The following is a 20,686-nucleotide window of genomic DNA, read 5'->3' as shown; positions in this document are numbered from 1 at the left end:
TCAGAGCCACCCTGTGGAGGTAAGGCCCGGCAGGCTGATGGCCAGGAACTGCGTGAACATCCAGAACACCGGGGCGGCGATGAGCACGCCGGTGACGAAGTCGATGGCGAAGGTGCGCGGCGCGTTCACGCCGGCCTGCCCGCTCGCGCGGCGAAGGCCCTGCACGGCCAGCACGTAGCACAGCGTGCAGCTCAGGATGAAGCCCAGCGTGGTGATCAGCGCCGCGTTGAGCAGCAGGCCGGCCGACACCCACACGAAGCCGGGCCAGTAGGCACGGTCGGCGCCGGTGGGCGCGTCGAGTTCGCGAAAGCCGCCGGTGCGGGCTTCCCACAGGATCCAGCCGCCGCAGAGCGCGAGCACCACGGACACCATCCAGGGCAGGAAGTTGGGGCCGACGCCGCCGTAGCCGGCTTCGGAAGAAATGCCGATGGCGCCGAAGGCCAGCGCCAGGCCGGTCAGCAGCACGCCGGCGCCGACGAGGGTTTGCGGCCAAACAGCCGCTTCTTGCGGCGAAACCGAGGATTCTGGAGTTGTCATTTTTTATCCTGGAGTAGGAGTACGGATGCCCCCTTCCAGAAACACCGCGGAACCGGCTTTGCCGGGCCGCAGGTGTTGCCCCCGGTAGGGGGTTGGCGTAGCGACACGAAGTGCGCGCAGCCTGGGGGCGAGCCAGATTCAGACCATGCCGGACTTGGTCATGATGGCGCGCAGGCTGGCGAAGTCGTCGTCCACGAACTTGCCGAAGGCGTCGCCCGACAGCACGGCCGGCGTCCATTCGTTCTTCTTGAGCGACTCGGTCCACGACGGGCTCTTGAGGGCGGCCAGCACCATGTCGGTCAGCGCCTTGCGCTGGTCGGCCGAGATGCCGGGCGCGCCGTACACGCCGCGCCAGTTGCCGATTTCCACGTCGATGCCCTGCTCTTTCAGCGTGGGCACGTTGATGCCCGGCAGGCGCTGGGCCGAGGTGACGGCAATGGCCTTCATCTTGCCCGCGGCGATGTATTCGGCGAATTCGCTGTAGCCGCTGCCGCCGATGGTGACGTTGCCGCCCAGGATGGCGGCGGTGGCCTCGCCGCCTCCGCGGAAGGCCACGTAGTTGATCTTGGACGGGTCGGCGCCGACCTTCTGGGCGATCATGGCCGCGGCGATGTGCTCGGTGGAGCCGCGCGAACCGCCACCCCACTTGACGCTGCCCGGGTCCTTCTTGAGCTGGTCGACCACGTCCTTCATGGTCTTGAACGGCGAGTTCGACGGCAGCACGAACACGTTGTATTCGGTGGTCAGGCGCGCGATGGGCGTGGCCTGCTCGAGCTTGACCGGCGGCTTGCCGGTGATGATGCCGCCCAGCATGACCGAGCCCATGACCATCAGCGCATTGGCGTCGGCCTTGGAGCCGTTGACGAACTGGGCCAGGCCCAGCGCGCCGGCAGCGCCGCCCTTGTTGTCGTAGGTGACGGTGTCGGCCACCTTGGCGTCGCTCAGCGCCTTGCCCAGCGCACGGCCGGTGGTGTCCCAGCCGCCGCCCGGGTTGGCGGGGATCATCATCTTGACGTTGGCAGCGGCCCGGGCCGACAGTGGCAGGGCGCCGGCGGCGGCCAGCGCTGCCAAGGACTTCAGAAAGGTATCGCGACGCATTGTGGTGTCTCCTGAAAACTGGAAGGAACTTGAAAGGAACCTGACTTGAACCTGAGCGCTATCATGCGCCGCCCCGCTGTCAGTTGGCTGTCCGCCAGACTGGGGAAAACACCGAAGAACCCACCTCCGCCTACCGTTCTGGCCCCCGTATGAAGCTGCTGCTGGTCGAAGACGACCCCTCGATGCAAATCACCCTGCAGCGCACCCTCGGGCGCCGCCGCATCGACGTGCGCGTCTGCGGCGACGGGGCGCAGGCCGTGGCCCAGTGGCGCGCCATCGAGCCCGACGTGGTGGCGCTCGACCTGAGCCTGCCCAACCTCGACGGCCTTCAGGTGCTGGCGCAGGCCCGCGCCGAAGGGCTGCGCACGCCGGTGCTGCTGCTGACGGCGCGCGGCACGGTGGGCGACCGCATCATGGGCTTGAACGCGGGCGCCGACGACTACCTGCCCAAGCCCTTCGACCTGGACGAGCTGGAAGCCCGCATCCGCGCACTGCGCCGGCGCAGCCACGGCGTCACCGGGCAGGACGCGGGCCTGAACCCGCAGGAGATCGGCGGGCTGCGCTTCGAGCCCGACAACGGCGCCATCTACAACCGGGCGGAACTGCTGGAACTCACGCCGCGCGAGCTGGCGCTGCTGAAGGCGCTGATGATGAAGCCGGGCCACGCCGTGACCAAGGAGCGCCTGTTCGAGCTGGTGTTTCCGGGCGAAGCCGACGTGCAGTACGAGGCCATCGAGGTGGTGGTGTACCGGCTGCGCAAGAAGCTCGCGGGCACCGGCGCCGTGCTTATGACCATGCGCGGGCTGGGCTACCTGCTGCGCCCGGAAACATGACCCGCGTGTCTTCGCTGCGCGCGCGGCTGCTGCTGGGCATCCTCGCGCCGATTGCGCTGTTCATCGTGATCAACAGCGTGAGCGTGTACCGCCAGAGCCTGGCCGCGGCCACCACGGCCTACGACCGCACGCTGCTGGCCTCGGCCAAGACCATCGGCGAACAGCTGGACGTGGAGGGCTACGACGACTTGGCGCAGCTGCGCGCCATCGTGCCCTATTCCGCGCTGGAGGCCTTCGAGGCCGACAACCGCAGCCGGCTGTTCTACCGGGTGTCCGCGCTCGACGGCGAGATGGTTTCGGGTTTTGCCGAGCTGCCCTTCTGGCGCGGCCGCATTCCCGACCGAAGCGCCTACGCGGCGCTGGTCGATTTCTACGACGCGCAGTTTCGCAACCAGCCGGTGCGCGTGGCGGTGCTGCTGCAGCCCGTGGCGAGCGCGCGGGGGCGCGGCATGGCGGTGGTGCAGGTGGCCGAGACGCTGGAGCTGCGCGAGACGCTGGCGCGCAAGCTGCTGGTCGACATGCTGTGGCGCCAGTTGCTGCTGATGGGCGTGATCGCGCTGGCGACCGTGTTCGTGGTGCAGCGCGCCACGCGGCCGGTGCGCGAACTGGGCGAGGCCATCGAGCGGCGCCAGGCCGACGACCTGTCGCCCATCGACGCGCCCGACGCGCCGCGCGAACTGCGCCCGCTGATCGACGCCACCACACAGGTCATGGGCCGGTTGCAGCGCTTGCTCGACCACCAGAAGCGCTTCGTGCGCGACAGCGCACACCAGCTGCGCACGCCGCTGGCGGTGCTGAAGGTGCAGGTGCAATCGGCCCAGCGCGGCGACGTGGCGCCCGAGCAGGCGCTCGGCGAAATCAGCCAGACGGTGGAACGCGCGACCGCGCTGGCCAACCAGATGCTGTCGCTCGCCAAGGTCGAGCAGTTGCGCCAGCAGCCGGAGTCGGCGACGCTCGATTTCGGCGAGGTGGCGCGCCACGTTGCGCTCGACCTGTCGCCGCTGGTGGCGGACAAGGCGCTCGACTTCGAACTGGCCATCGAAGGGCCGGTGCACGTGCAGGCCCACCAATGGATGCTGCAGGAGCTCACGCGCAACCTGCTGCACAACGCGATCAAGCTGAGCCCGGTGGGCGCGGCGCTGTCGGTGTCGGTGCGGCGCGAGGGTGACGAAGCCGTGCTCACGGTGCGCGACAGCGGCCCCGGCATCTCGCCCGAACTGCGCCAGCGCCTGTTCGCGCCCTTCTCGGCGGGCAGCGCGTCGAGCGGCTCCGGCCTGGGCCTGGCGATCTGCCGCGAGATCGTGCTGGCGCTGGGCGGGCGCATCGCGCTGGACAACCGCGAGGCCGAGGTGCCGGCCATGCAGGACGGCGCCGCACAGGTCATCGGGCTCGACGCCGTCGTGCACCTGCCGTTGTCGCGGCACAATCCGTGACCCCTACTTCCGAACAACCATGGAACGTCTGCGCATCGACAAATGGCTCTGGTCCGCCCGCTTCTTCAAGACGCGTTCGCTGGCCGCGGAGGAAATCGGCAAGAACCGCGTGCAGGTGAACGGCGACGTCGCCAAGGCCTCGCGCGAGGTCAAGTCCGGCGACACGGTGTCCATGCGCACCGGCCCGATGACGCGGACCGTGACGGTGCGCGGTGTCAGCGCCCAGCGCGGGCCGGCACCGGTGGCCCAGTTGCTGTACGAGGAAACGCCCGACAGCCTGGCGGCACAGGCGAACTTTCGCGAACTGCGCCGCGCCGGCACCGAGCCGGCACTGGCCATTGAACAGGGCCGCCCGACCAAGCGCGACCGGCGCGATCTCGACGGCGCCGTGCGGCACGCCGAGTGGGACAACCGCTGGAGCGCCTCGCTGGACGCGGATGACAACGAGCGCTGATCGCTGACCTGCAGCGGCGTTCGGATCGCTTAGGCTGTGGGCTTCCATCGTTCCTCACGGGAGTTCCGCTTCATGGCCAGCTTCAAGAAATACCGTGTCGGCAGCAAGTTCAAGCTGTCGCACGTCGACCCCGACGACACGCCCTTCTGCGAGGGCGACGAAGCCTCGCAACGCAGCGAGGTCGATGCACTGGCCGTCGAGCTCGACGAGCTGCAGGACCTGCTGCACGCCGAGGGCAAGCGCAAGCTGCTGCTGGTGCTGCAGGGCCTGGACACCAGCGGCAAGGACGGGACCGTGCGCTGGGTGTTCTCGCGCACCTCCCCGCTGGGCGTGCGTGTGACAGCCTTCAAGGCCCCCAGCGACGAGGAGCGCGCGCACGACTACCTGTGGCGCTGCCACGCCGCCGTGCCGCGCACCGGCGAGATCATGGTGTGGAACCGCAGCCACTACGAAGACGTGCTGGTGCCGGTGGTCGAAGGCTGGATCGACAAGGCCGAAGCCAGGCGCCGCTACGCGCAGATCAACGACTTCGAGCGGCTGCTCACCGAGACCGGCACGACGGTCGTGAAGTGCATGCTGCACATCGACAAGGACGAGCAGCGCGAGCGGCTGCAGGCGCGCATCGACACGCCCGGCAAGCAATGGAAGTTCAGCATGGACGACCTCGAGGTGCGCACCAAGTGGAGCGCCTACCAGCAGGCCTACCAGAACGCGCTGAGCGCCACCTCGACCGACCATGCGCCCTGGCACGTGATACCGGCCAACAGCAAGCGGCACCGCAACGTGATGATTGCGCAGTTGCTGGTGAAGACCCTGCGGCAGATGAAGCTGAAGCCCCCGCCGCCGGACCCGGCGCTCAAGGGGATGATCGTCAAGTGAGGGTGTGGGCGAGGGAACGCGGTTTCGTGTCCTGTTTGTAAAGTGCGGCTTCGCCTACGGGGTACCCTGGGGTGCGTCACTAAGCTGCACTTCGTACCGATTCAGGTGCATTTGCGCTACACACAGAAGGACTACATCAACATGAAAAAAACCATCTTCGTTCTTGCAGCTTGCCTGCTCGCTTCCACCGCTGCCTTGGCCCAGCCAGGCCCGCGTCACGGCGCCGGCCCGGGCCCGCGCTACGAACGCCCGCACCATCGCCCGCACAAGGTGTGGGTGCCGGCGCATCGCGAGCACGGCCGCATGGTGCGCGGGCACTACGTCTGGCGTTGACCGTCGGCATGCGGGGGCCTTCTTCGTCGATTGAAGGAGGCCTTCGACATGAACCGGGGACTCAGGATCGGCGGATGAGTGCCTGTGCGAGCACTCGGCACTTGCCGAACTCGCAACGCACGGCCCAGGTGCCTCCGTTGTCGCAAGGCACGTTGTAGGTTTCGTACCCCGGGCCCTTCGCCGTGAGTTCGGCGCGTGGCTGCAGGTTGCACCGGCCGGCCTTGGCCAGCGTTTCCACGTTGTAGGTGTCGATGCCCGTGCGGCGAGGCTTCACGATGACGCCGGGGTCGAAGGTGTTGCCGTAGAAGCTGTCGCGCACGTTGGCGTCGAGGTTGCGATAGCCGCGCTTGGCCATGCAATGCACGATGGCGATCTGCTGGTGTTCGGCGATCAGTTCGGCGTCGGGCCGGCCGTTCCAGTCGATGATCGCCGCGGTGATGCCGGTGTACGACGCGGCGGCAACGATGCCTTGACCGTGCACCGTGATCAGGCCGATTCCCAAGGCGGCCCACATGGCGTCGCCGGTTTCGCTGCGCGCCGTGATGCGGTTGGCTGCGACGCGGCAGGCCGCCACGTCGTTGTCGTAACGCGCCTTGTCCACGCCTTGCATGGCGACCATGGGCACATAGGCAATGCCGGAACCCGTTCCGGGCTCGGTCGGTGTCGGCGGCGGCGGGGTCGCACATCCGGCCAACACCGCAGCGGCCAACGCAATGCTCAGCAACAGCTTCATGCAATCCCTCTTCTTCTTCGCGATAGTTAACAGATTTAACCATACATCTGGTTACTCTTGAGTCACCTTGTCGCGCTCGCACGACGGCGAGCCACGTCGACAGACCGCTGCCAGCAGCTACGATCGCGCGCCAGCACCGGACCCCCTATGCACAAGAACACTCGCACCCCGCGCCTCGTCTCGCCCTTCGCGATCGCCCTGCTCCTGACTGTGGCGCCGGCAGCGCACGCGCTCGATGCCGCGGTGGAGCCATCGGCGGCCGACCTGGCTCGCAGGAACGGCTGCATGGCCTGTCACGGGCTGGTGCACAAGCAGGTCGGCCCGGGTTTCGCGCAGATCGCGGACCGCTACCGCAACGACGCCAGCGCACCGGCACGCCTGGCCGCCAAGATTCGCAGCGGCAGCGTGGGCACCTGGGGCCGGGTCATCATGCCGCAGCAGGCACAGGTCTCGCAGAGCGAGGCGCAGGTCTTGGCGCAGTGGGTGCTGTCACAGCCTTCCGCACGCTGAACTCCGCTCGCCCGAGCTTTGACATCGGCAGCAAGCGCGCCGAAACGGGACATACATCTCGATTGGTTACAGAATGCGAGGCCCAGGTTACAACGCCCGCTCGCCGGCTTTGAACATGGCCCCCACCTGAACGCCTCTTGAACTACCGCCTCGCCCCCTTCATCGCCAATGTGGTGCTCGTCCTGTCGATGGCACTGCTGGGCGCCATTGGCGCGTTCTTCGGGGGAACGGCCGGGCTGCAGCATTCGGAGGCGGTGCTGCACCTGACCCATGCCGACTGGCAGGTCGACGACTCATCGGGCTTCAGCGCCCCGCCACTCAGGCAGGACAGCAGCGCCCTGCCCCCGACCTGGCAGACGGTCGAACTGCCTCTGGCGCTGCCGATCGCGCTGCTGCGCCAGGCCGAGACGGCCAAGCCCGCCAATGCCGCCGAACCGACGCGAACGACCTGGATCCGGCTTTCCACGCGAGACCTGCCACCCGCTTCGGGCCCGCTGGCGATGTACGGCGTGCGGGTCAAGACCGACGGCACCGTTGCCGTGTATGCCAACGGCCAGCTGGTGCACCGCGCACAGCAGTCGGGTCCGCTGTGGAACAGCACCCGCAGCCCGTTGTGGGTGCCGCTGGACCACGGCACCGACACCACGCCGCCGACCGAGATCCTGCTTCGCCTCGAGCACACGCAAAGCGCCCAGGTGGCGCTTTCGTCGTTGTGGATCGGGCCTGCCGATGCGCTGCGGGGCCGCTACGGCATGCGCCAGTGGCTGCAGCAGGAACTGCCCGCGATGCTCAGCGCGGCGTTCATGGCGGTGGGCGTCTTCGCCCTGTTCGTGTGGTTCAGGCGCCGCGACGAAACGGGCTACCTGCTGTTCTTCAACCTCTCGGCCACCTCCTTCATGCGGGGGCTGCATTTTTACGTGGCCCAGCCGGTCGCCAACGACTGGTTTGCCTGGCTGACCGTCAACTCGCTCTTCTGGCTGGTGATGGTCGTGCACTTCTTTCTGCGCCAGCTGCATGGCCGGCAACTCAAATGGCTGACCCGTGGCGTGGTGGCGGCCACCACCGCCGTCGGCATCGTCACCATGCCGGGGCTGGCGATCGTGCAGAACACGCCGCAGGTGACGCCGCTGATCTACGCGGTGGCCGCGCTCATGGGCCTGTCGGTCTGCCTGGTGGGCGGCGTGAGCGCATGGCGCCGTTCCAACGAAGGGCGGTTGGTGGCGGTGGGAATCGGCATCTGCGTGCTGCTGGGCATCACCGACTGGCTGCTGCAGAACAACTTCATCAGCCCCGAAGGCTGGTACCTGGGGGCGTACACCAACGCCGTGACCTTCAGCGTGTTCGGCGCGCTGATGTACCGCCGCTACGTGCACGCCATCGGCGAGGTCGAGCAGCTCAACGCGAGCCTCGCGCAGCGTCTGCTCAAGCGCGAAGCCGAGCTCGAGCTCAGCCACCAGAAGCTGCGCGAGATCGAGCGGCTGCAGACCATCAGCGAAGAACGCCAGCGCCTGATGCAGGACATGCACGACGGCCTGGGCTCCTCGCTCGTCAGCGCCATCCGCTCGGTGGAGAGCGGCGGCATGAGCGACGACAAGGTTTCGCAGATTCTCAAGAGCTGCCTGGACGACCTGAAGCTCACGCTCGACTCGCTGGAGCCGATCGAGGCCGACCTGCTGCTGCTGCTCGCCACGCTGCGCTACCGACTCGAACCGCGGCTTGAGGGCACCGGCGTGTCGCTGCGCTGGGAGGTGCAGGAGCTGCCCGCGCTGGAATGGCTGGACCCGTCGAGCGCGCTGCACATCCTGCGCATCGTGCAGGAGAGCATCTCCAACATCCTGCGGCACACCCGCGCGACCGAGATCCGCGTGGGCACCTCGATGTCCGATGCGGGCGTGCAGGTGACGATCGAGGACAACGGGCAGGGTTTCGACGTGCAGCGCGTGACGGGCAACCCGTCCGCGTCCGGGCGCGGATTGCAGAACCAGCGGCGGCGAGCCCAGGCGATTCGGGGGATGGTGCGCTGGGAGTCGAAGCCGACCGGCACGCGGTTCGTGCTGTGGCTGCCGCTGCAGCGGGAAGCCAAGGCGGCCTAGCAGGTGGATTTTGCGCAGGCACGCGCACAGAATCGGCCCCATGACACACGACGCTCCCCTCGCCCGGCCCCACCGCCCCGGCTGGCGTCCCGATGTGAACACCGCGCGTTGCACGGGCTGTGGCTGGTGCGTCGCTGCTTGCGACCTTCACCTGCTGAGCCTTGAGGCCACAGGGTGGCGCAAGTCGTCGGTGCTGCACCATGCCGACCAGTGCACAGGCTGCAGCGATTGCGCCGTGACCTGCCCGTTTCATGTGATCACGATGCGAAAAGTCGGGGCTGCCTGAGTGTGACCGGACCCATGAGACTGAACTAACCGGGAAGATCCGGGATTTGGTCGGAAGAAGTGGGAAAGTTCAATGAAATCAGGGGTTTGGGGCCGTTCTGGCTCTCCAGGCGGCTACCGGGTTCGGACGCATGAGAAAACGCGCCCTGCGGCCTCCTGACGCGCCGCCTCGCGCCACCCAATCCGCCCCGAAAGGGCTGTTTTCATTGGAGGAACGACTCTCTCCCCTCACTGCACCGCTGGATCCGAGAGCTGCTCTTCCCCCACAACTCGTATGAACTACTACTTGTTCGACGACAGCATACGAGTTCGTCCAACCCATTGATTTAGCACGACTTTTCAATTCCATCCCCGACGCCGTCAGGAACCGAACTCGTATGTTTTTTGCCCAACTTTTAGGCAGAACTCGTATGAAACTCGTAGCTGTTTGGCCCCAAAAAAGCCCCTGAAAAGGGGCTTTTTCAATCAGGCCGAAGGACGTTTAGCGTGCTTTCTCGGCCTCGGCAAGCGCATCGCGGACCTTCGATTCCAGTTCGGACGGAAGCACAAAACTGTTGACGAAAAGGGCGTCATATCCGTGGGCGGCGTCGACCTGCTGCCATCGGTGTTTTTCGTACCGTTGGCGGCCACCCTCGAGGCGAACATCCGCTATTTCGAGAACAGTCTGATTGTCGTCAACGTGTTGGCTTTTCCCATGCGACAACCCGCCAACAAAGAGCACAAACATAGCGTTTTTCCTGGCTTCAAACGGGCTTTTTAAGTAGCCGAAAAAGGTAAGAGCGGCTCACCCGATGGCGACGGCGGATCGCATCGAACGGCTCACCGCCATCGTAGCTCGCAACGATCTCCTGATTGCGCAATTTGAGCAGAGCGGCCTGGCAGGTCGGGACATAAATCCGAGTCGCGCCGAATGCCTCGACCAGTTTGACGGTGGCATCCCGGCCCATCGCTTCGACCAGAGCCGCCCACAGCTTCGACGCACCATCGACGGCTTCGGGAAGATAGAACTCATCACCACCGAACATCTTCACCAGGTCGATCGTCGCATCGATACCGATCACCTCAACCAGCGCCCGCGCGGTCTTGGGCAACTGGTCGACATTCTCAGCCGAGCGCAACGGCGCCGTGCTGTCGAACAGACTCAGCTGCTGCCTCTTGAACGCGGGCGAATCGGTCATCGCGTGGGCGCTCCCTGCTTGCGCTGCTGCACCGCCAGCGCGGCCGTGATCGCATGCAGCTGGTCGTGGTTGCACCACTCGTAGAGATCGACGCCGAACATCTGCTTGGCGATGCCGTCTGCGTAGGTGTCGGGCTTGCGGTCCAGGCTGATCAGCTGGGCCCGGATCCGCCGCACGAGCTGGAGTTTGTCGGCGCTTGGTACCGGTCTTACACGACGCTTCGTGTCGGGCTTGGAAACGGCCTTGAAGCCCATTGCTTTGAGGTAGTCGAGCACGCTCGCGCGACCAGCATGGTCGAGGTTCTTCGAGCTGTGTACCCGGCCCTGAGTCCAGAGCATCGCGCGATAGTCGTCGTCGCTCATGCTGAGCTGCTTCTTGGCCACATGGATCCTGGCCAGGTCCGAGTTGCGGTGGTCGCGGGCAAGCTTGCTCATTCTTCTCCAGGCCTCCGCACAACGATGATGTGATCGCCCAGGCCATCGGTAGCGAATTTGACGAAACCGCGCAGTCGAAGCCAGTCGAAGGCTTCGAGGATTTCCGGATCGGCCTCACCCAGCTTTTTGACCTCTGAACCTGTGGCGCTGACGAGTCCCAAGACCGTGCGGCTCTCATCGCCCGGAACGCAGTTGCTCGAAAGCACGTTGAACATTGACTCATCGGCAATGTCCAGGGCGCGGGCGAACTCATGAGACAGAAAAAGCGCCGGCTTGTGCGCGCAAGCGAGAGTGAGGATCGCCTCGTCGAGGCGCCGCAGCAAAGGCCCATAGAGTGGGTTGTCCAGCGGGGAAAGCAGCTTGCCGCCAACCTGCCGCGGCGCATCGCTGGTGATTCGGTTCATTGCGTCGCTAAGCAATGCCACGAGGTCTGCGTTGCCCCGTTCGTCGACGGCTCGCACGCCACTCGGCGACGAGGTATCGATCGGATGTATGTCGCAGGGGTCAGTGCCGATGGTTTCAGGTGGGTTCATGGTTGCACCAGGTGGGTGAAAAGGCTGCGCTGACCGCCCGCATCGGCAGCTGCATTGCGGCACGCAGGACAAAGGTGTTTGTTCGGGCCCGTCTGGGTTGCATGCGCCTTGCAAAGAGGGCGATCGCACGTGCGCCGGGTGGTGCCAGGCCCGTCGCAAAAGAACTCGCTGGCCACCAGGCATACCTGGGCCTTGCCATCAAGCTGCACCTTCTCACCACACGGCGCGGGGAGCTTGCTGCCCCTCATGTGGAACACGCCGAGGGCCGGGGTTCGGTAGAACGGCATCAGCATCGCTCCCCACGGCATACTTCGCATCCCAACCTATGGAGACTCGAATGCCGACCATTTCCGAAATGTTCAAGCCGTACCTGATGGACTTGTTCGCTGAAGAAGCAGTCTTCGCCGACGACGGCCAATCCAAGCTCCGTGTGAGCCAGGAACTCAGCCCGCCGGTCAATGGTCGACGCTATGCGCAGTCGGTCGTGCTCGACTTCGAGGGCAAAGTGTTGGAGGAGTACTCGCTGGCGCTGGCCGCGGCCAATGTCCCTCGTCAAGACAGGATTGGTGACCGCATCGAGCAGATCGCTGTGTCGCGTCTGGCTGACTACGACCCGCAAGGCCCTGACCACGAGGCGTTCAGAATCTTGATTGACGATCGAGCGCTGGACCTTTGAGAGCCTTAACTTCTGGAGTGGACGATGACTGCATGTGCTGAATGCCAGCAGTTGAACGGAGCGGAAGCGAAGACCTCGCCGCATGCGCAACTCATGCGCACGAGCACCGTTGACCTTGGTAAGGCCAGCCACGGCCGCACCACCGGCGAGTGGCAGTATTACTTCTGCAAGATCTGCGGATCGAACTTGCTGCAAGATCTTGACGAAAAGGACTACGAGCCGACCCAGTGGTCGATCGTTCGCGAGGGCTAAGCCAACATGCCCAAGTCCACGCGCAACGCCAATCAGCTGCAGCAACTCCTGCTCGAACGCATCGAAGCGATTCCGGGTCTGGCAGGACAAGAGACCGATGTGCATCGACGCGGGGTGATCGGCATCCCCGCCGATGAGGGCGGGCCCAACTGGACCGTGCCAGTGGTCAGCGATCGCGCCACACACCGTGCCGACATTGCACGGATCATCCGGCAGCTGCAGATGCAGTTCGATTTGGAAGATTGAGGTCAAGCGGGCACCTCGTTCCATTCGCGGCCGTCGAGCTGGCGGCCTGCGATCTTCTTGCCGAAGCGTTGAATCGGTTCGTCAAACGACTTCGACGTCGCCAGCGCCGCACCATCTGTGCGGCTTCGGTCGTAAGGCGCCCACTCGCCCCACTGCTTGAACAGGAACGGCACGCCGGCCGCCACGCACTGGTCGCGCAGGCTGCGCGCCCAGTCGGGGTGCATAGGGCGGGCACGGTGCCCGCTCTCGCCGCCGACGATCACCCAGTCAACCGTTGCGGTACCGAACTCAACGTCGTCCTCAGGGTCGCCGTCGTATTCGAGCGCGCTGAACACATCAACGCCGACTTTCATGGGCACCTCGATGTTGTTGAGGTCCACCGGCTCAAGCAACGGCTCCATGCTGAGGAAGCGTTTCGCAGCCGGTATAGCCAGCAGCTTAGGAATGTCCCGGTCGGCCTCGGCCTGGTTGACGACGGTTGCACCTAGCCAGACGTTCGACCAAGGCCACTCGGGAAGCTGATCAGGCCCGCCGAACACGTCGTGCTCGCAAAGTGCCCGAGCGATCATCCCTCGCGCGTTGCCGATTCGCTTAGTCAGCAGCAGCCAGTCGAGCTTCGGCGTCGCGGCGATGAGCGCGAATAGATCGCGCCGCCATTCAGGATTCACGGCGTTGTCGAACACATCGCCCAGCGAGGCGCAGAACACGCGCTGCCGACGCCCGTGCTGCGCCTGGAAGGCCTCGTGCTGCGCGTTCCAGCGCATCGGCAAGGCCCAGTTCGCCGCGCCAGTACGAACGCGCGGCGCGCCCGTGCCCCAGGTCTCGGCGCCGTTGCTGCGCAGCACCCGCGCCGGCGTGCTTACCTCGGCGTAGCAGTGGTCACAGCCGCCGCCGCCCGTGGCGGCGTTGGAGACCTTGGTGCAGCCGATCCACGGATTGAAGGTGTGATCGGTCCATTCGATCTTGCTGTTGGCGCTCATTTTTGGCCTTTCAAAAAAGTCCCGTCGAGAGCTGCGCAATACAGCGCGAACGGCAGGTCGTAGTACGACGCCTGAAGCACGCGCGACGGGCTTCGTGCAAGGGTGCGCAGGAAGTTCTTGACGAACTCCAGCGGGAACAGGAGCGAAACAAGGGGCACCCTCGCACCGCTGCTCAATGCAGAGCGTCTGACGATGGGGTGCGGACCTGGCACGTTTACCCCGGCGGAAGAAGTCGCCGCAGGCTATGCCGCCGCAATCGCTGGCGAGGAAGACCCTGCCCGCCCGCTCAACACGCTCCCGCTCCCGAACGTGGCGCCGCCGCCGATCGCGAGCCGTTTGCTGCGCACCGAGCAGGAGTCGGCGCTGAACAACGGAGTCACCCCGCTGCAGGTCGGTCCCGGCGAGGTTGTCCAGATCGTGCGTGCGATCACGAACTACATCCTCAATCCCGGTGGCGTGAATGACATCAGTTGGCTGGATCTGACCACCATCCGGACGATGGACTACGTGGCGAAGGCCTGCCGCGAGCGCATCGAGCTGCGCTTCCCCCGCGACAAGCTCAGCGCACGCACGCCCGCAAAGGTGCGCAGCGAGCTGCTCGACGTGCTCTACAAGCTCGAGGAGCTGGAGATCATCGAAAACGTCGATCTCTACAAGGACGCGCTGATCGTGGAACGCGACAGCCAGGACCCGAACCGCCTGAACGCCAAGATACCGGTCGACGTGGTCAACGGACTGCACGTGTTCGCCGGTCGTCTCGACCTGCTGCTGTAACCCGAGGAACTCTACATGGCACTCAAGGAATACGTGGGCTCGATCAGCCTGGAAGTCGATGGCCGCGAGATCGAGGTGGCCACCGTGTCGCCGAAGACGAGCACTGGTCGTCGCCCCGTCAAGACGATGAATCGCCTGCGAACCATCGCCGGCTTCGCTCGTGGGATCACGACGCATGATCTGCGGGTCACGGCCGTGATCCCGATCGGCGGCGATGCGGTCGATTGGGAAAACATCGAGGGCGCCAAGCTCACGATCGATCCGGGCGATGGCGGACAGCGCGTGAGCTACCTCGACTGTTTCAGCACCGACGTGGGTGAGGAATACCAGGCGGAAGGCGAAGCGCGCCGCGACGTTTCGCTGGTGGCCGTGCGCAAGGTGACTGAATGAGCGCCAAGGGCATCACGCTCACGGGCACCCTGCGGCAGGGCATCGAGGTCGACGGCGTGGTGCACCGGGAGTTCGAGCTGCGGCTGCCGACGCTGGGAGACAACATCGACGCCGTCGACGAGGTCGGTGGGCACAACGGCGTGGCGGTCAGCGCCGCGCTGCTCGCCCGCCAGCTCGTGCGCCTCGGCACGCTGGATCCCAAGCTCATCACCTACGAACTGCTGTGCACGCTGCACCCCTCTGACTACAACCAGCTCGACGCTGCAGGGGGTGACCTCGAAAAAAAGCGGCAGGCCGCGCTCGCGGCCGCGCCGAATACATCCGAGTCCGCGCCGGCCTCGTCCGCGCAGGCCTGACCTGGACTGAGTCCGCCAGCGTCACCTTGGGCGATGCATTGGTGATCCTGAACGCAGCCGCCGGACGCAAGGGCCATGAAATCCCGACGACTTACGTGAGCCGGCGTCTGAAGCGCAAGCCACCCCGCACACCTCTCCGCAAGCCACCGCCCACGACATGACTCAGGATCTCCGCATCGCGCTCACCACCAGCTTGAACGATAAGCTGGTGGCACCGCTGCGGCGCGCCCTGGGTGAAGTGGAGGGCAACCTCAAGCAGATTGAGAAAGAGCTACAGAAGACGAACACGGCCAGCACGCAAGCCAACGCCACGATGGCGAATATGAAGGGTCCGCAGCAGGCCGCCAAGCAGGCGGCCGAGCTGTCACGCGAGACGCAACGCGCGATCGGGCTGGCGGAGCGCCTGCGCAGCGCCTGGACCACCACGGGCAACATGATCAAGGGCGTTGCCGCTGGCGTCGCCGCGGTGCAGGCCGCGAAGATGGTCGTGGCGCCAGCGCTGCAGCAGGCGCGCAGCTACGACCGCCAGTTGGCCGACGCGTCGAATACGGCCTTCTCCGATCGTGATCTGGCCGGCCGAAAAATGGGCATGCGGGAACTCGACGCGACAGTGCAGGCCTCTATGCGCGCGGGCGGCGGCAAGCGGGAGGACATCCTCGGCGGCCTGAACGACATGCTGGCCAGCGGGTCCGTGACGCCCGACCAAGCCAAGAACCTCTTGCCGACCGTCTCGAAGTACGCCGCCGCCGGAAATGCCAGTGTCGGCGACCTGTCGACCATAGTTGTGCGGGCGCTTCAAAACGGCTTTAAAGAGGCCGACATCCCGAAGATGCTCGATATGGCGCTGGCCGCTGGCCAGGCCGGTGGCTTCGAGCTGAAAGACATGGCCAAGTGGCTGCCTAAGTTCCTCGCATCGGCGCAGATGTCTGGCCTGAACGGCATGGACGGCTACGCGCGGATCCTCGCGTCAGCGCAGGGCTCGGTGATCACGGCAGGCAGCAAGGACGAGGCAGGCAACAACCTCCAGAATCTGTTGCTGAAGATCAATTCGTCCGACACGGCGCAGGATGCCAAGAAGCTGGGCATCGACCTGTCGGGCTCGCTGGCAGCCGCGCGCGAAAAGGGGGTGAACTCGCTCGACGCCTTTGTGAACCTGGTCGACAAGATCGCCGGCAAGGATCCACGCCTGGTGGCGCTGCGCAAGAAGACAGCCGCCGCTGGCAACGATGAAGAACGGCAAGCGTCGCTCAGCGCGCAGGCCGACATCCTGCAGGGCAGCGCGATCGGCAAGATCATTCAGGACCGCCAGGCCCTGATGCCGCTGATCGCCGAGCTGAACAAGAAGGACTACATCCAAGGTGTCAAGAAGACGGTGATGGGGGCCAATGGCCAATACGGGGACAGTAATTTCGAACTGATCTCGCAGACTCCCGACTTCAAGGTCCAGCAGAAGGAAAACGAGGAGCTGATCGCACAGACCACCGTGCTGGGCAGCGCGAACACCGCGCTGGGAAAGCTCGCCGAAGGAACCACCGACCTCTACCGGAAATATCCCGGCTATGGCGCTGCAGTCGAGGGGGTGACCCTGACGGTCAAGGCGTTGGCGGTGGCTGCCGGCGTGGCCAGCGGCGCCCTGATGCTGCTCGGAGGTGGGTCACTCAAGAACATGCTGGGCGGTTCCGCTGCCGGCGGCGCTGGTGGTGCTGCCGCAGCCGCGGCGCGCAGTGGAATCATGAACGCTTCGCCAAGTTGGACCGCGCCTGCAGCCAGCGCCGGCGCTGTGGGGCTGGGAACCGCTGGCGCCGTCATCGGCGGTACTGCGGCCGGCCTCGTGGCTGTGGGCGCCCCGATCCTTGGCGCCGGCATGTTGTTGAGCGAGCGGGCGAACAGCCAGGCGGGGCTGACCGATCGCATCGCCTCGCGCAATGCGCGCATCAGCGAACTCGGCCAGCTTGCGGACGCCTCACGCGACAACGGAGCGTCGCCAGCGTACCTGGCCAAACTTGAACAGGAGAAATCGCAACTGGAACAGGACCGCAACGCCCTGTCGCAAAAGCTTGACCAGCTGATCGCCGGCATGAAGGAAGTCGGCGCTCGCCCGATACAGGTGAACCTTGACGGGCGCGAGATCCAGTCGTCGACCAATCAACACAACAGCGCCGACGCGCGGAGGAACTGACCGGTGGCCTGGACAGACACGCTGCTCGACGCCACCTTCCGCGGTGTGCCGTTCCATTGCGCGCGCATCGGACGCGCTGGCCAGCGCTCCGTGGCGGAGCACGAATTCCCCTATGCGGCGGGCGCCGAGCTGGAAGACATGAACCTCGGCCCGCGGCGCATGCGCATGCAGGCGGTTTTCTTTGGCGAAAGCTACGAGGACGAACTAGCGCAGTTCATCGACGCATTGGAGGCGCCTGGCACCGGTGAGCTGGTGCACCCGATTCATGGCGCGATGACCGTGCTGGCTCAGTCGTGGGAAGACGAGCACGACGCGGACTTCGTCGATGGCGCGATCGTCAATGCGATCTTCATCGAGGACAGCGTGCGCGAGCTGGTGTTCTCGGACGACAGCACCTCGGCCAAGACGGATGCGATCGCCTCGGGCGCAGAGATCTGCCGCAACACGGCCGATGACGCGCTGGGCAGGTTTGTCGACGGCCTGTCATCGCTCGATGTGCCGCGCCTAACGGTCCTGACCGACGCCTTCAATCAGGCCAAAAGCTTCGTTGGTCGCATCCTGACGATCACGGGCTCGGCGGGGTTGTTGCTCAGCGCCCTCGACCCATTGCTGTACCCGCGCGCCTACGCCTCCGACTTGCTGGCCAGCGTAGACCGGGCATTCCAGGGCTTGTCGTTCGGAGGGCGCAATACCACTTACATCGGTGCCGTGGTGGCGCTCACGCCCGTTTCGGCTGCGGCCGACTTCGATCTGCTGCGCGTGCAGCTGCTGCCGTCGGCCCTCTTCGTGGTGCCGAATGTTGCGGTGCCCAGCGCCACCACGCTGGCCGACGTTGCCATCGTGCAGGCCCACGCCCAGGTGCACTGCGCCGCCGCGATCGCCGAGGCGGCCGCGGTCGTGCTTGCCGGCGAGGCTGACGTGCCGGTGCTGCAGCGCAAGGACATCGAGCAGCTGACAGCCCAGACCCGCGCCGCCGTGCAGATCGCGATCGACGCGGCGCGTGTTGCGCTGGATCCGGAGGCGCGTGGCCAGGCGAGCGCTGCGCTGGCCACCCTGGCCTGGCAGGTGCAGGAGGCCGCTCGGGCAGTGATCAACCTGCGCCCGCCGCTGGTTCACCGCGCCAGCCCGGTGTCGGGCCCGGTTCGCCTCGTTGCGCATGCCATGTACGGCACCCCCGATCGGGCGACCGAACTGAGCGCACTCAACCAGCTCGGCCGCCACGTGCTTATCGACAAGGGAGACATGCTGTATGCCTACTCCCGCTGAAGTCGAGGTCAAGATCGGCGGCAAGGCGCACCGCGGCTGGACCAACTACGAGATCGACAGCGACCTCTTTATCCCGGCCGATGCCTGGCGCGTAGGGCTCTCGAAGACCCAGATGGTGCTTCCTCCCGAGGTGGTCGAAGGCGCCAGCGTTGAGGTCCGCCTGGTGCGAGACGGAAAGCAGGACACCGTGCTCAGCGGGAGCTTGGACGATCGCGAGCTCGACGTGCATAAAGGCGGTCAGGATCTGCAGCTCAGCGGCCGCGACGGCGCCAGCGCGTTGCTCGACTGCTCGTCGGCGATCATTTCCATGCGTCAGCTCAGCCTCGACGATGTGGTGGTCAAGATCGTTCGCCCGCTCGGTGTGACGCGTATCCGCATCGACGCGGACAACAAGCTGCCGCGCGAGAAGGTCAACATCGAGCCCGGCGACAGCGCCTGGGATTCACTGCGGCGCGCGGCGGAGGCGAACGGCCTGTGGCCTTGGTTCGATCCGGACGGCACTTTGGTCGTGGGTCGACCGCGCTACGACCTGCCTCCCGTGGCCACGCTGATCCTTCGCAATGACGGCAAGGGCAACAACCTCGAACGCCTGGCAGAACGCCGCTCGATCGCGGAGCGGTTCAGCGAAGTGACGGTGCTTGGCCAGGCGCATGCCGGCGGCAGCGGCGGTGGGGAGCGCGCCGGCCGCAACAACGTGCGCACAGTGGTGCGCGACGACGGCGTGAAGCAGTACCGACCGAAGGTCGTCGTCGACCACGAGGCCATCAATGAGGAGATCGCCCGTGCGCGCGGCCGCAAGATCATCAGCGACGCCCGCCTCAAGGGCTACACGCTGACCGCCCAGGTGGTGGGTCACTACACGGACAGCGGTTTGGTGTGGACGCCCGGGCAGCGCATCGCGGTGAAGAGCGAGCCGCACGGCATCGACGGGGTGTACTTCCTGACCGCTCGCCGCCTGACCAACAACAAGCGCCAGGGCAGCATCACGACACTGACGCTGAAGGAAGACGGCGTGTGGCTCCTCGACGCTCATCCCAGTCGCCGCAAGCATCGCCGCGGCAAGAACTCGATGCCCGGCAAGGTCGTGGACCTGACAACGGGGGCCGCATGACCCCGAGCGAAATGGTGCGTCGTGAGATATCCCGTGCGCAGGCCAGCGTGCGCCAGGCATTCCGTGCAGTGCTGAAGGGTCTGACGATCTCGACCAAGATCCAGCGCATTTCCGGTGAAGGCTTGGCAGGCGAAGAGATCGAAGAAATGGAGCTGTTCCAGCACTTCGGCTTCACCTCGGCGCCGCCGGCGGGCACCGAATACATCCCGCTGCCGCTGGGCGGCCGCACCAGTGCGTCAGTGGTGATCGGCACCGAGCATGGTGACTTCCGATTTGTGCTCGACAACCAGGGAGAGAGCTGCGTCTACAACGAATGGGGCGACTTCGCTCACTTCAAGAAAGACCGCTCGATCCATGTGAAGGCGCAGGAGAAGGTCGTCGTAGAGACGAAGGTCTTCCGCGTCGAGGCGTCCGAACGCATCGAGCTGGTGTCGCCGGTATTCCTTACGCAGGCGTCGACTAGCGCCCGCTTCGAGACGCCTGTGGTTCAGGCCACGCAGCTGCTGCAGCCGCAGCAGCTGACGATCGGCGCGGTGCCTGGAGGAGTCGGTGTTGCCGTGGCCACGATGACAGGCGGAACGGTCAATTTCAACAACGTCAACTTCGGCTACCAGAACTGCACGCTCACACTCACAGGCGGCACGATCCGGCACGACAACAAGAACATCGGCAGCACGCACAACCACAACGAAACCGGCGCCGTCACCAACGGCCCCAACGCCTGATGGACGCCTGGATCAACCCTTCGACCCGCGACTACGAGCCCACCACTGCCCCCGTGGGCTCGCTGCAGCGCGATCCTGCAAACGGCCTGGCCAATGCCGCCTACCTGCGTCTGATGACGCCCTTGGGCCAATGGTTCGGAGATATCACTTTGGGCTCGCGGCTGCACGAGCTCAAGCGTCAGAAGGACACACCGCGGGTCGAGCGTCTGGCGCTGCAGTACTCCCGTGCCGCGCTCAAGCCGCTTCTGGCCGATGGTCGGGCGAAGTCGATCGAGATCCAGACGCTGCGCGTCAAGGACGCGACAGCCAGTGGCCGCTTGATGCTCGAGATCGCGATCGTCGATGCGATCGGCGCTCGCCAGACGTTTCAGTTCCCTGTTCGGGTGGCCTGACCCCCT

The 20,686-nt window shown here is 65.6% G+C and carries 27 protein-coding genes; 19 read left to right on the top strand and 8 right to left on the bottom strand.

Annotated features, from left to right (window positions below; all coding sequences use genetic code 11):
* Together ACSFA5_RS10205 and ACSFA5_RS10200 are read right to left on the bottom strand one after the other, a co-directional pair.
* Positions 1-537, bottom strand: a complete 537-nt coding sequence (locus tag ACSFA5_RS10205; protein ID WP_435443897.1) for a tripartite tricarboxylate transporter TctB family protein — start codon at positions 535-537, stop codon at positions 1-3.
* A gap of 138 nt (positions 538-675) precedes the next feature.
* Entirely contained in the window at positions 676-1,635 is a 960-nt protein-coding gene (locus ACSFA5_RS10200) for a Bug family tripartite tricarboxylate transporter substrate binding protein (RefSeq protein WP_435443896.1), read from the bottom strand.
* A gap of 149 nt (positions 1,636-1,784) precedes the next feature.
* Here ACSFA5_RS10200 and ACSFA5_RS10195 point away from each other — a divergent pair, with 149 nt between their 5' ends.
* The 5 genes from ACSFA5_RS10195 (at position 1,785) to ACSFA5_RS10175 (ending at position 5,567) form a co-directional block, all read left to right on the top strand.
* Complete coding sequence (locus tag ACSFA5_RS10195) at positions 1,785-2,468, top strand: response regulator (protein ID WP_435443895.1); 684 nt, start codon at positions 1,785-1,787, stop codon at positions 2,466-2,468.
* A complete protein-coding gene (locus tag ACSFA5_RS10190) occupies positions 2,465-3,901 on the top strand; it encodes a sensor histidine kinase (RefSeq protein ID WP_435443894.1) in 1,437 nt (478 codons plus the stop codon). Before ACSFA5_RS10195 ends, ACSFA5_RS10190 begins: the two co-directional genes overlap by 4 nt.
* 19 nt (positions 3,902-3,920) lie before the next feature.
* Positions 3,921-4,355 (top strand): RNA-binding S4 domain-containing protein, encoded by a 435-nt coding sequence (locus ACSFA5_RS10185; protein ID WP_435443893.1) that lies wholly within the window; start codon positions 3,921-3,923, stop codon positions 4,353-4,355.
* A gap of 72 nt (positions 4,356-4,427) precedes the next feature.
* Positions 4,428-5,234, top strand: coding sequence for a PPK2 family polyphosphate kinase (locus tag ACSFA5_RS10180; RefSeq protein WP_435443892.1), 807 nt, complete (start codon positions 4,428-4,430; stop codon positions 5,232-5,234).
* A gap of 141 nt (positions 5,235-5,375) precedes the next feature.
* Positions 5,376-5,567, top strand: coding sequence for a hypothetical protein (locus ACSFA5_RS10175; RefSeq protein WP_435443891.1), 192 nt, complete (start codon positions 5,376-5,378; stop codon positions 5,565-5,567).
* Between the two features lie 61 nt (positions 5,568-5,628).
* Here the strand turns inward: ACSFA5_RS10175 and ACSFA5_RS10170 are convergent, their stop codons facing one another.
* A complete protein-coding gene (locus tag ACSFA5_RS10170; RefSeq protein WP_435443890.1) occupies positions 5,629-6,300 on the bottom strand; it encodes a hypothetical protein in 672 nt (223 codons plus the stop codon).
* A 147-nt stretch (positions 6,301-6,447) separates the two neighbouring features.
* Between ACSFA5_RS10170 and ACSFA5_RS10165 the strand changes: the two genes are divergently transcribed.
* The 3 genes from ACSFA5_RS10165 (at position 6,448) to ACSFA5_RS10155 (ending at position 9,189) form a co-directional block, all read left to right on the top strand.
* Complete coding sequence (locus ACSFA5_RS10165; RefSeq protein WP_435443889.1) at positions 6,448-6,810, top strand: c-type cytochrome; 363 nt, start codon at positions 6,448-6,450, stop codon at positions 6,808-6,810.
* A gap of 137 nt (positions 6,811-6,947) precedes the next feature.
* On the top strand, positions 6,948-8,903 hold the full coding sequence (locus tag ACSFA5_RS10160; RefSeq protein ID WP_435443888.1) for a sensor histidine kinase: 1,956 nt from the start codon (positions 6,948-6,950) through the stop codon (positions 8,901-8,903).
* Positions 8,904-8,943: 40 nt separating this feature from the next.
* Entirely contained in the window at positions 8,944-9,189 is a 246-nt protein-coding gene (locus tag ACSFA5_RS10155) for an ATP-binding protein (RefSeq protein WP_435443887.1), read from the top strand.
* A gap of 480 nt (positions 9,190-9,669) precedes the next feature.
* Here ACSFA5_RS10155 and ACSFA5_RS10150 read toward each other — a convergent pair whose 3' ends face one another.
* From ACSFA5_RS10150 to ACSFA5_RS10135, 4 genes are read right to left on the bottom strand one after another with little or no spacing between them, the layout of a single operon-like run.
* Positions 9,670-9,915, bottom strand: coding sequence for a hypothetical protein (locus tag ACSFA5_RS10150; RefSeq protein ID WP_435443886.1), 246 nt, complete (start codon positions 9,913-9,915; stop codon positions 9,670-9,672).
* 16 nt (positions 9,916-9,931) lie between these two features.
* Positions 9,932-10,366 carry a Mor transcription activator family protein gene (locus ACSFA5_RS10145; protein ID WP_435443885.1) on the bottom strand — a complete coding sequence of 145 codons (435 nt, stop codon included), beginning with the start codon at positions 10,364-10,366 and terminating at the stop codon, positions 9,932-9,934.
* Positions 10,363-10,800 carry a gp16 family protein gene (locus tag ACSFA5_RS10140; protein ID WP_435443884.1) on the bottom strand — a complete coding sequence of 146 codons (438 nt, stop codon included), beginning with the start codon at positions 10,798-10,800 and terminating at the stop codon, positions 10,363-10,365. The genes ACSFA5_RS10145 and ACSFA5_RS10140 overlap by 4 nt, the downstream gene beginning before the upstream one ends.
* Complete coding sequence (locus tag ACSFA5_RS10135) at positions 10,797-11,333, bottom strand: hypothetical protein (RefSeq protein WP_435443883.1); 537 nt, start codon at positions 11,331-11,333, stop codon at positions 10,797-10,799. Before ACSFA5_RS10135 ends, ACSFA5_RS10140 begins: the two co-directional genes overlap by 4 nt.
* 337 nt (positions 11,334-11,670) lie before the next feature.
* Between ACSFA5_RS10135 and ACSFA5_RS10130 the strand changes: the two genes are divergently transcribed.
* From ACSFA5_RS10130 to ACSFA5_RS10120, 3 genes are read left to right on the top strand one after another with little or no spacing between them, the layout of a single operon-like run.
* Positions 11,671-12,009: a hypothetical protein gene (locus tag ACSFA5_RS10130; RefSeq protein ID WP_435443882.1), complete on the top strand. Its 339-nt coding sequence runs from the start codon at positions 11,671-11,673 to the stop codon at positions 12,007-12,009.
* 24 nt (positions 12,010-12,033) lie between these two features.
* Positions 12,034-12,261 carry a hypothetical protein gene (locus tag ACSFA5_RS10125; protein ID WP_435443881.1) on the top strand — a complete coding sequence of 76 codons (228 nt, stop codon included), beginning with the start codon at positions 12,034-12,036 and terminating at the stop codon, positions 12,259-12,261.
* Positions 12,262-12,267: 6 nt separating this feature from the next.
* Positions 12,268-12,507, top strand: a complete 240-nt coding sequence (locus ACSFA5_RS10120; RefSeq protein ID WP_435443880.1) for a hypothetical protein — start codon at positions 12,268-12,270, stop codon at positions 12,505-12,507.
* A 2-nt stretch (positions 12,508-12,509) separates the two neighbouring features.
* On the opposite strand, the gene ACSFA5_RS10115 is transcribed toward ACSFA5_RS10120, so the two are convergent.
* On the bottom strand, positions 12,510-13,487 hold the full coding sequence (locus ACSFA5_RS10115; protein WP_435443879.1) for a phage Gp37/Gp68 family protein: 978 nt from the start codon (positions 13,485-13,487) through the stop codon (positions 12,510-12,512).
* A gap of 117 nt (positions 13,488-13,604) precedes the next feature.
* On the opposite strand from ACSFA5_RS10115, the gene ACSFA5_RS10110 reads away from it, so the two are divergent.
* The 8 genes from ACSFA5_RS10110 (at position 13,605) to ACSFA5_RS10075 (ending at position 20,680) form a co-directional block, all read left to right on the top strand.
* Complete coding sequence (locus ACSFA5_RS10110) at positions 13,605-14,261, top strand: phage tail sheath C-terminal domain-containing protein (protein WP_435443878.1); 657 nt, start codon at positions 13,605-13,607, stop codon at positions 14,259-14,261.
* A 15-nt stretch (positions 14,262-14,276) separates the two neighbouring features.
* Complete coding sequence (locus tag ACSFA5_RS10105) at positions 14,277-14,651, top strand: phage tail protein (RefSeq protein ID WP_435443877.1); 375 nt, start codon at positions 14,277-14,279, stop codon at positions 14,649-14,651.
* Entirely contained in the window at positions 14,648-15,007 is a 360-nt protein-coding gene (locus ACSFA5_RS10100; protein WP_435443876.1) for a phage tail assembly protein, read from the top strand. Before ACSFA5_RS10105 ends, ACSFA5_RS10100 begins: the two co-directional genes overlap by 4 nt.
* A 157-nt stretch (positions 15,008-15,164) precedes the next feature.
* Positions 15,165-17,186, top strand: a complete 2,022-nt coding sequence (locus tag ACSFA5_RS10095; RefSeq protein ID WP_435443875.1) for a phage tail tape measure protein — start codon at positions 15,165-15,167, stop codon at positions 17,184-17,186.
* 3 nt (positions 17,187-17,189) lie between these two features.
* On the top strand, positions 17,190-18,452 hold the full coding sequence (locus ACSFA5_RS10090) for a DNA circularization protein (protein WP_435443874.1): 1,263 nt from the start codon (positions 17,190-17,192) through the stop codon (positions 18,450-18,452).
* On the top strand, positions 18,436-19,563 hold the full coding sequence (locus ACSFA5_RS10085) for a phage baseplate assembly protein (protein ID WP_435443873.1): 1,128 nt from the start codon (positions 18,436-18,438) through the stop codon (positions 19,561-19,563). The genes ACSFA5_RS10090 and ACSFA5_RS10085 overlap by 17 nt, the downstream gene beginning before the upstream one ends.
* The gene (locus ACSFA5_RS10080; protein ID WP_435443872.1) at positions 19,560-20,288 is read left to right on the top strand and encodes a phage baseplate assembly protein domain-containing protein; all 729 of its coding nucleotides are present in this window, start codon (positions 19,560-19,562) and stop codon (positions 20,286-20,288) included. Before ACSFA5_RS10085 ends, ACSFA5_RS10080 begins: the two co-directional genes overlap by 4 nt.
* Positions 20,288-20,680 carry a phage GP46 family protein gene (locus tag ACSFA5_RS10075; RefSeq protein ID WP_435443871.1) on the top strand — a complete coding sequence of 131 codons (393 nt, stop codon included), beginning with the start codon at positions 20,288-20,290 and terminating at the stop codon, positions 20,678-20,680. The genes ACSFA5_RS10080 and ACSFA5_RS10075 overlap by 1 nt, the downstream gene beginning before the upstream one ends.
* Positions 20,681-20,686: the final 6 nt, after the last annotated feature.

It is taken from the genome of Variovorax monticola (genome assembly GCF_051216855.1).
In the GTDB taxonomy this organism is placed as follows: Bacteria; Pseudomonadota; Gammaproteobacteria; order Burkholderiales; family Burkholderiaceae_C; genus Variovorax.
The sequence above is the reverse complement of the archived record's forward strand: the minus strand, read 5'-3'. Positions and strand labels throughout refer to the sequence as shown.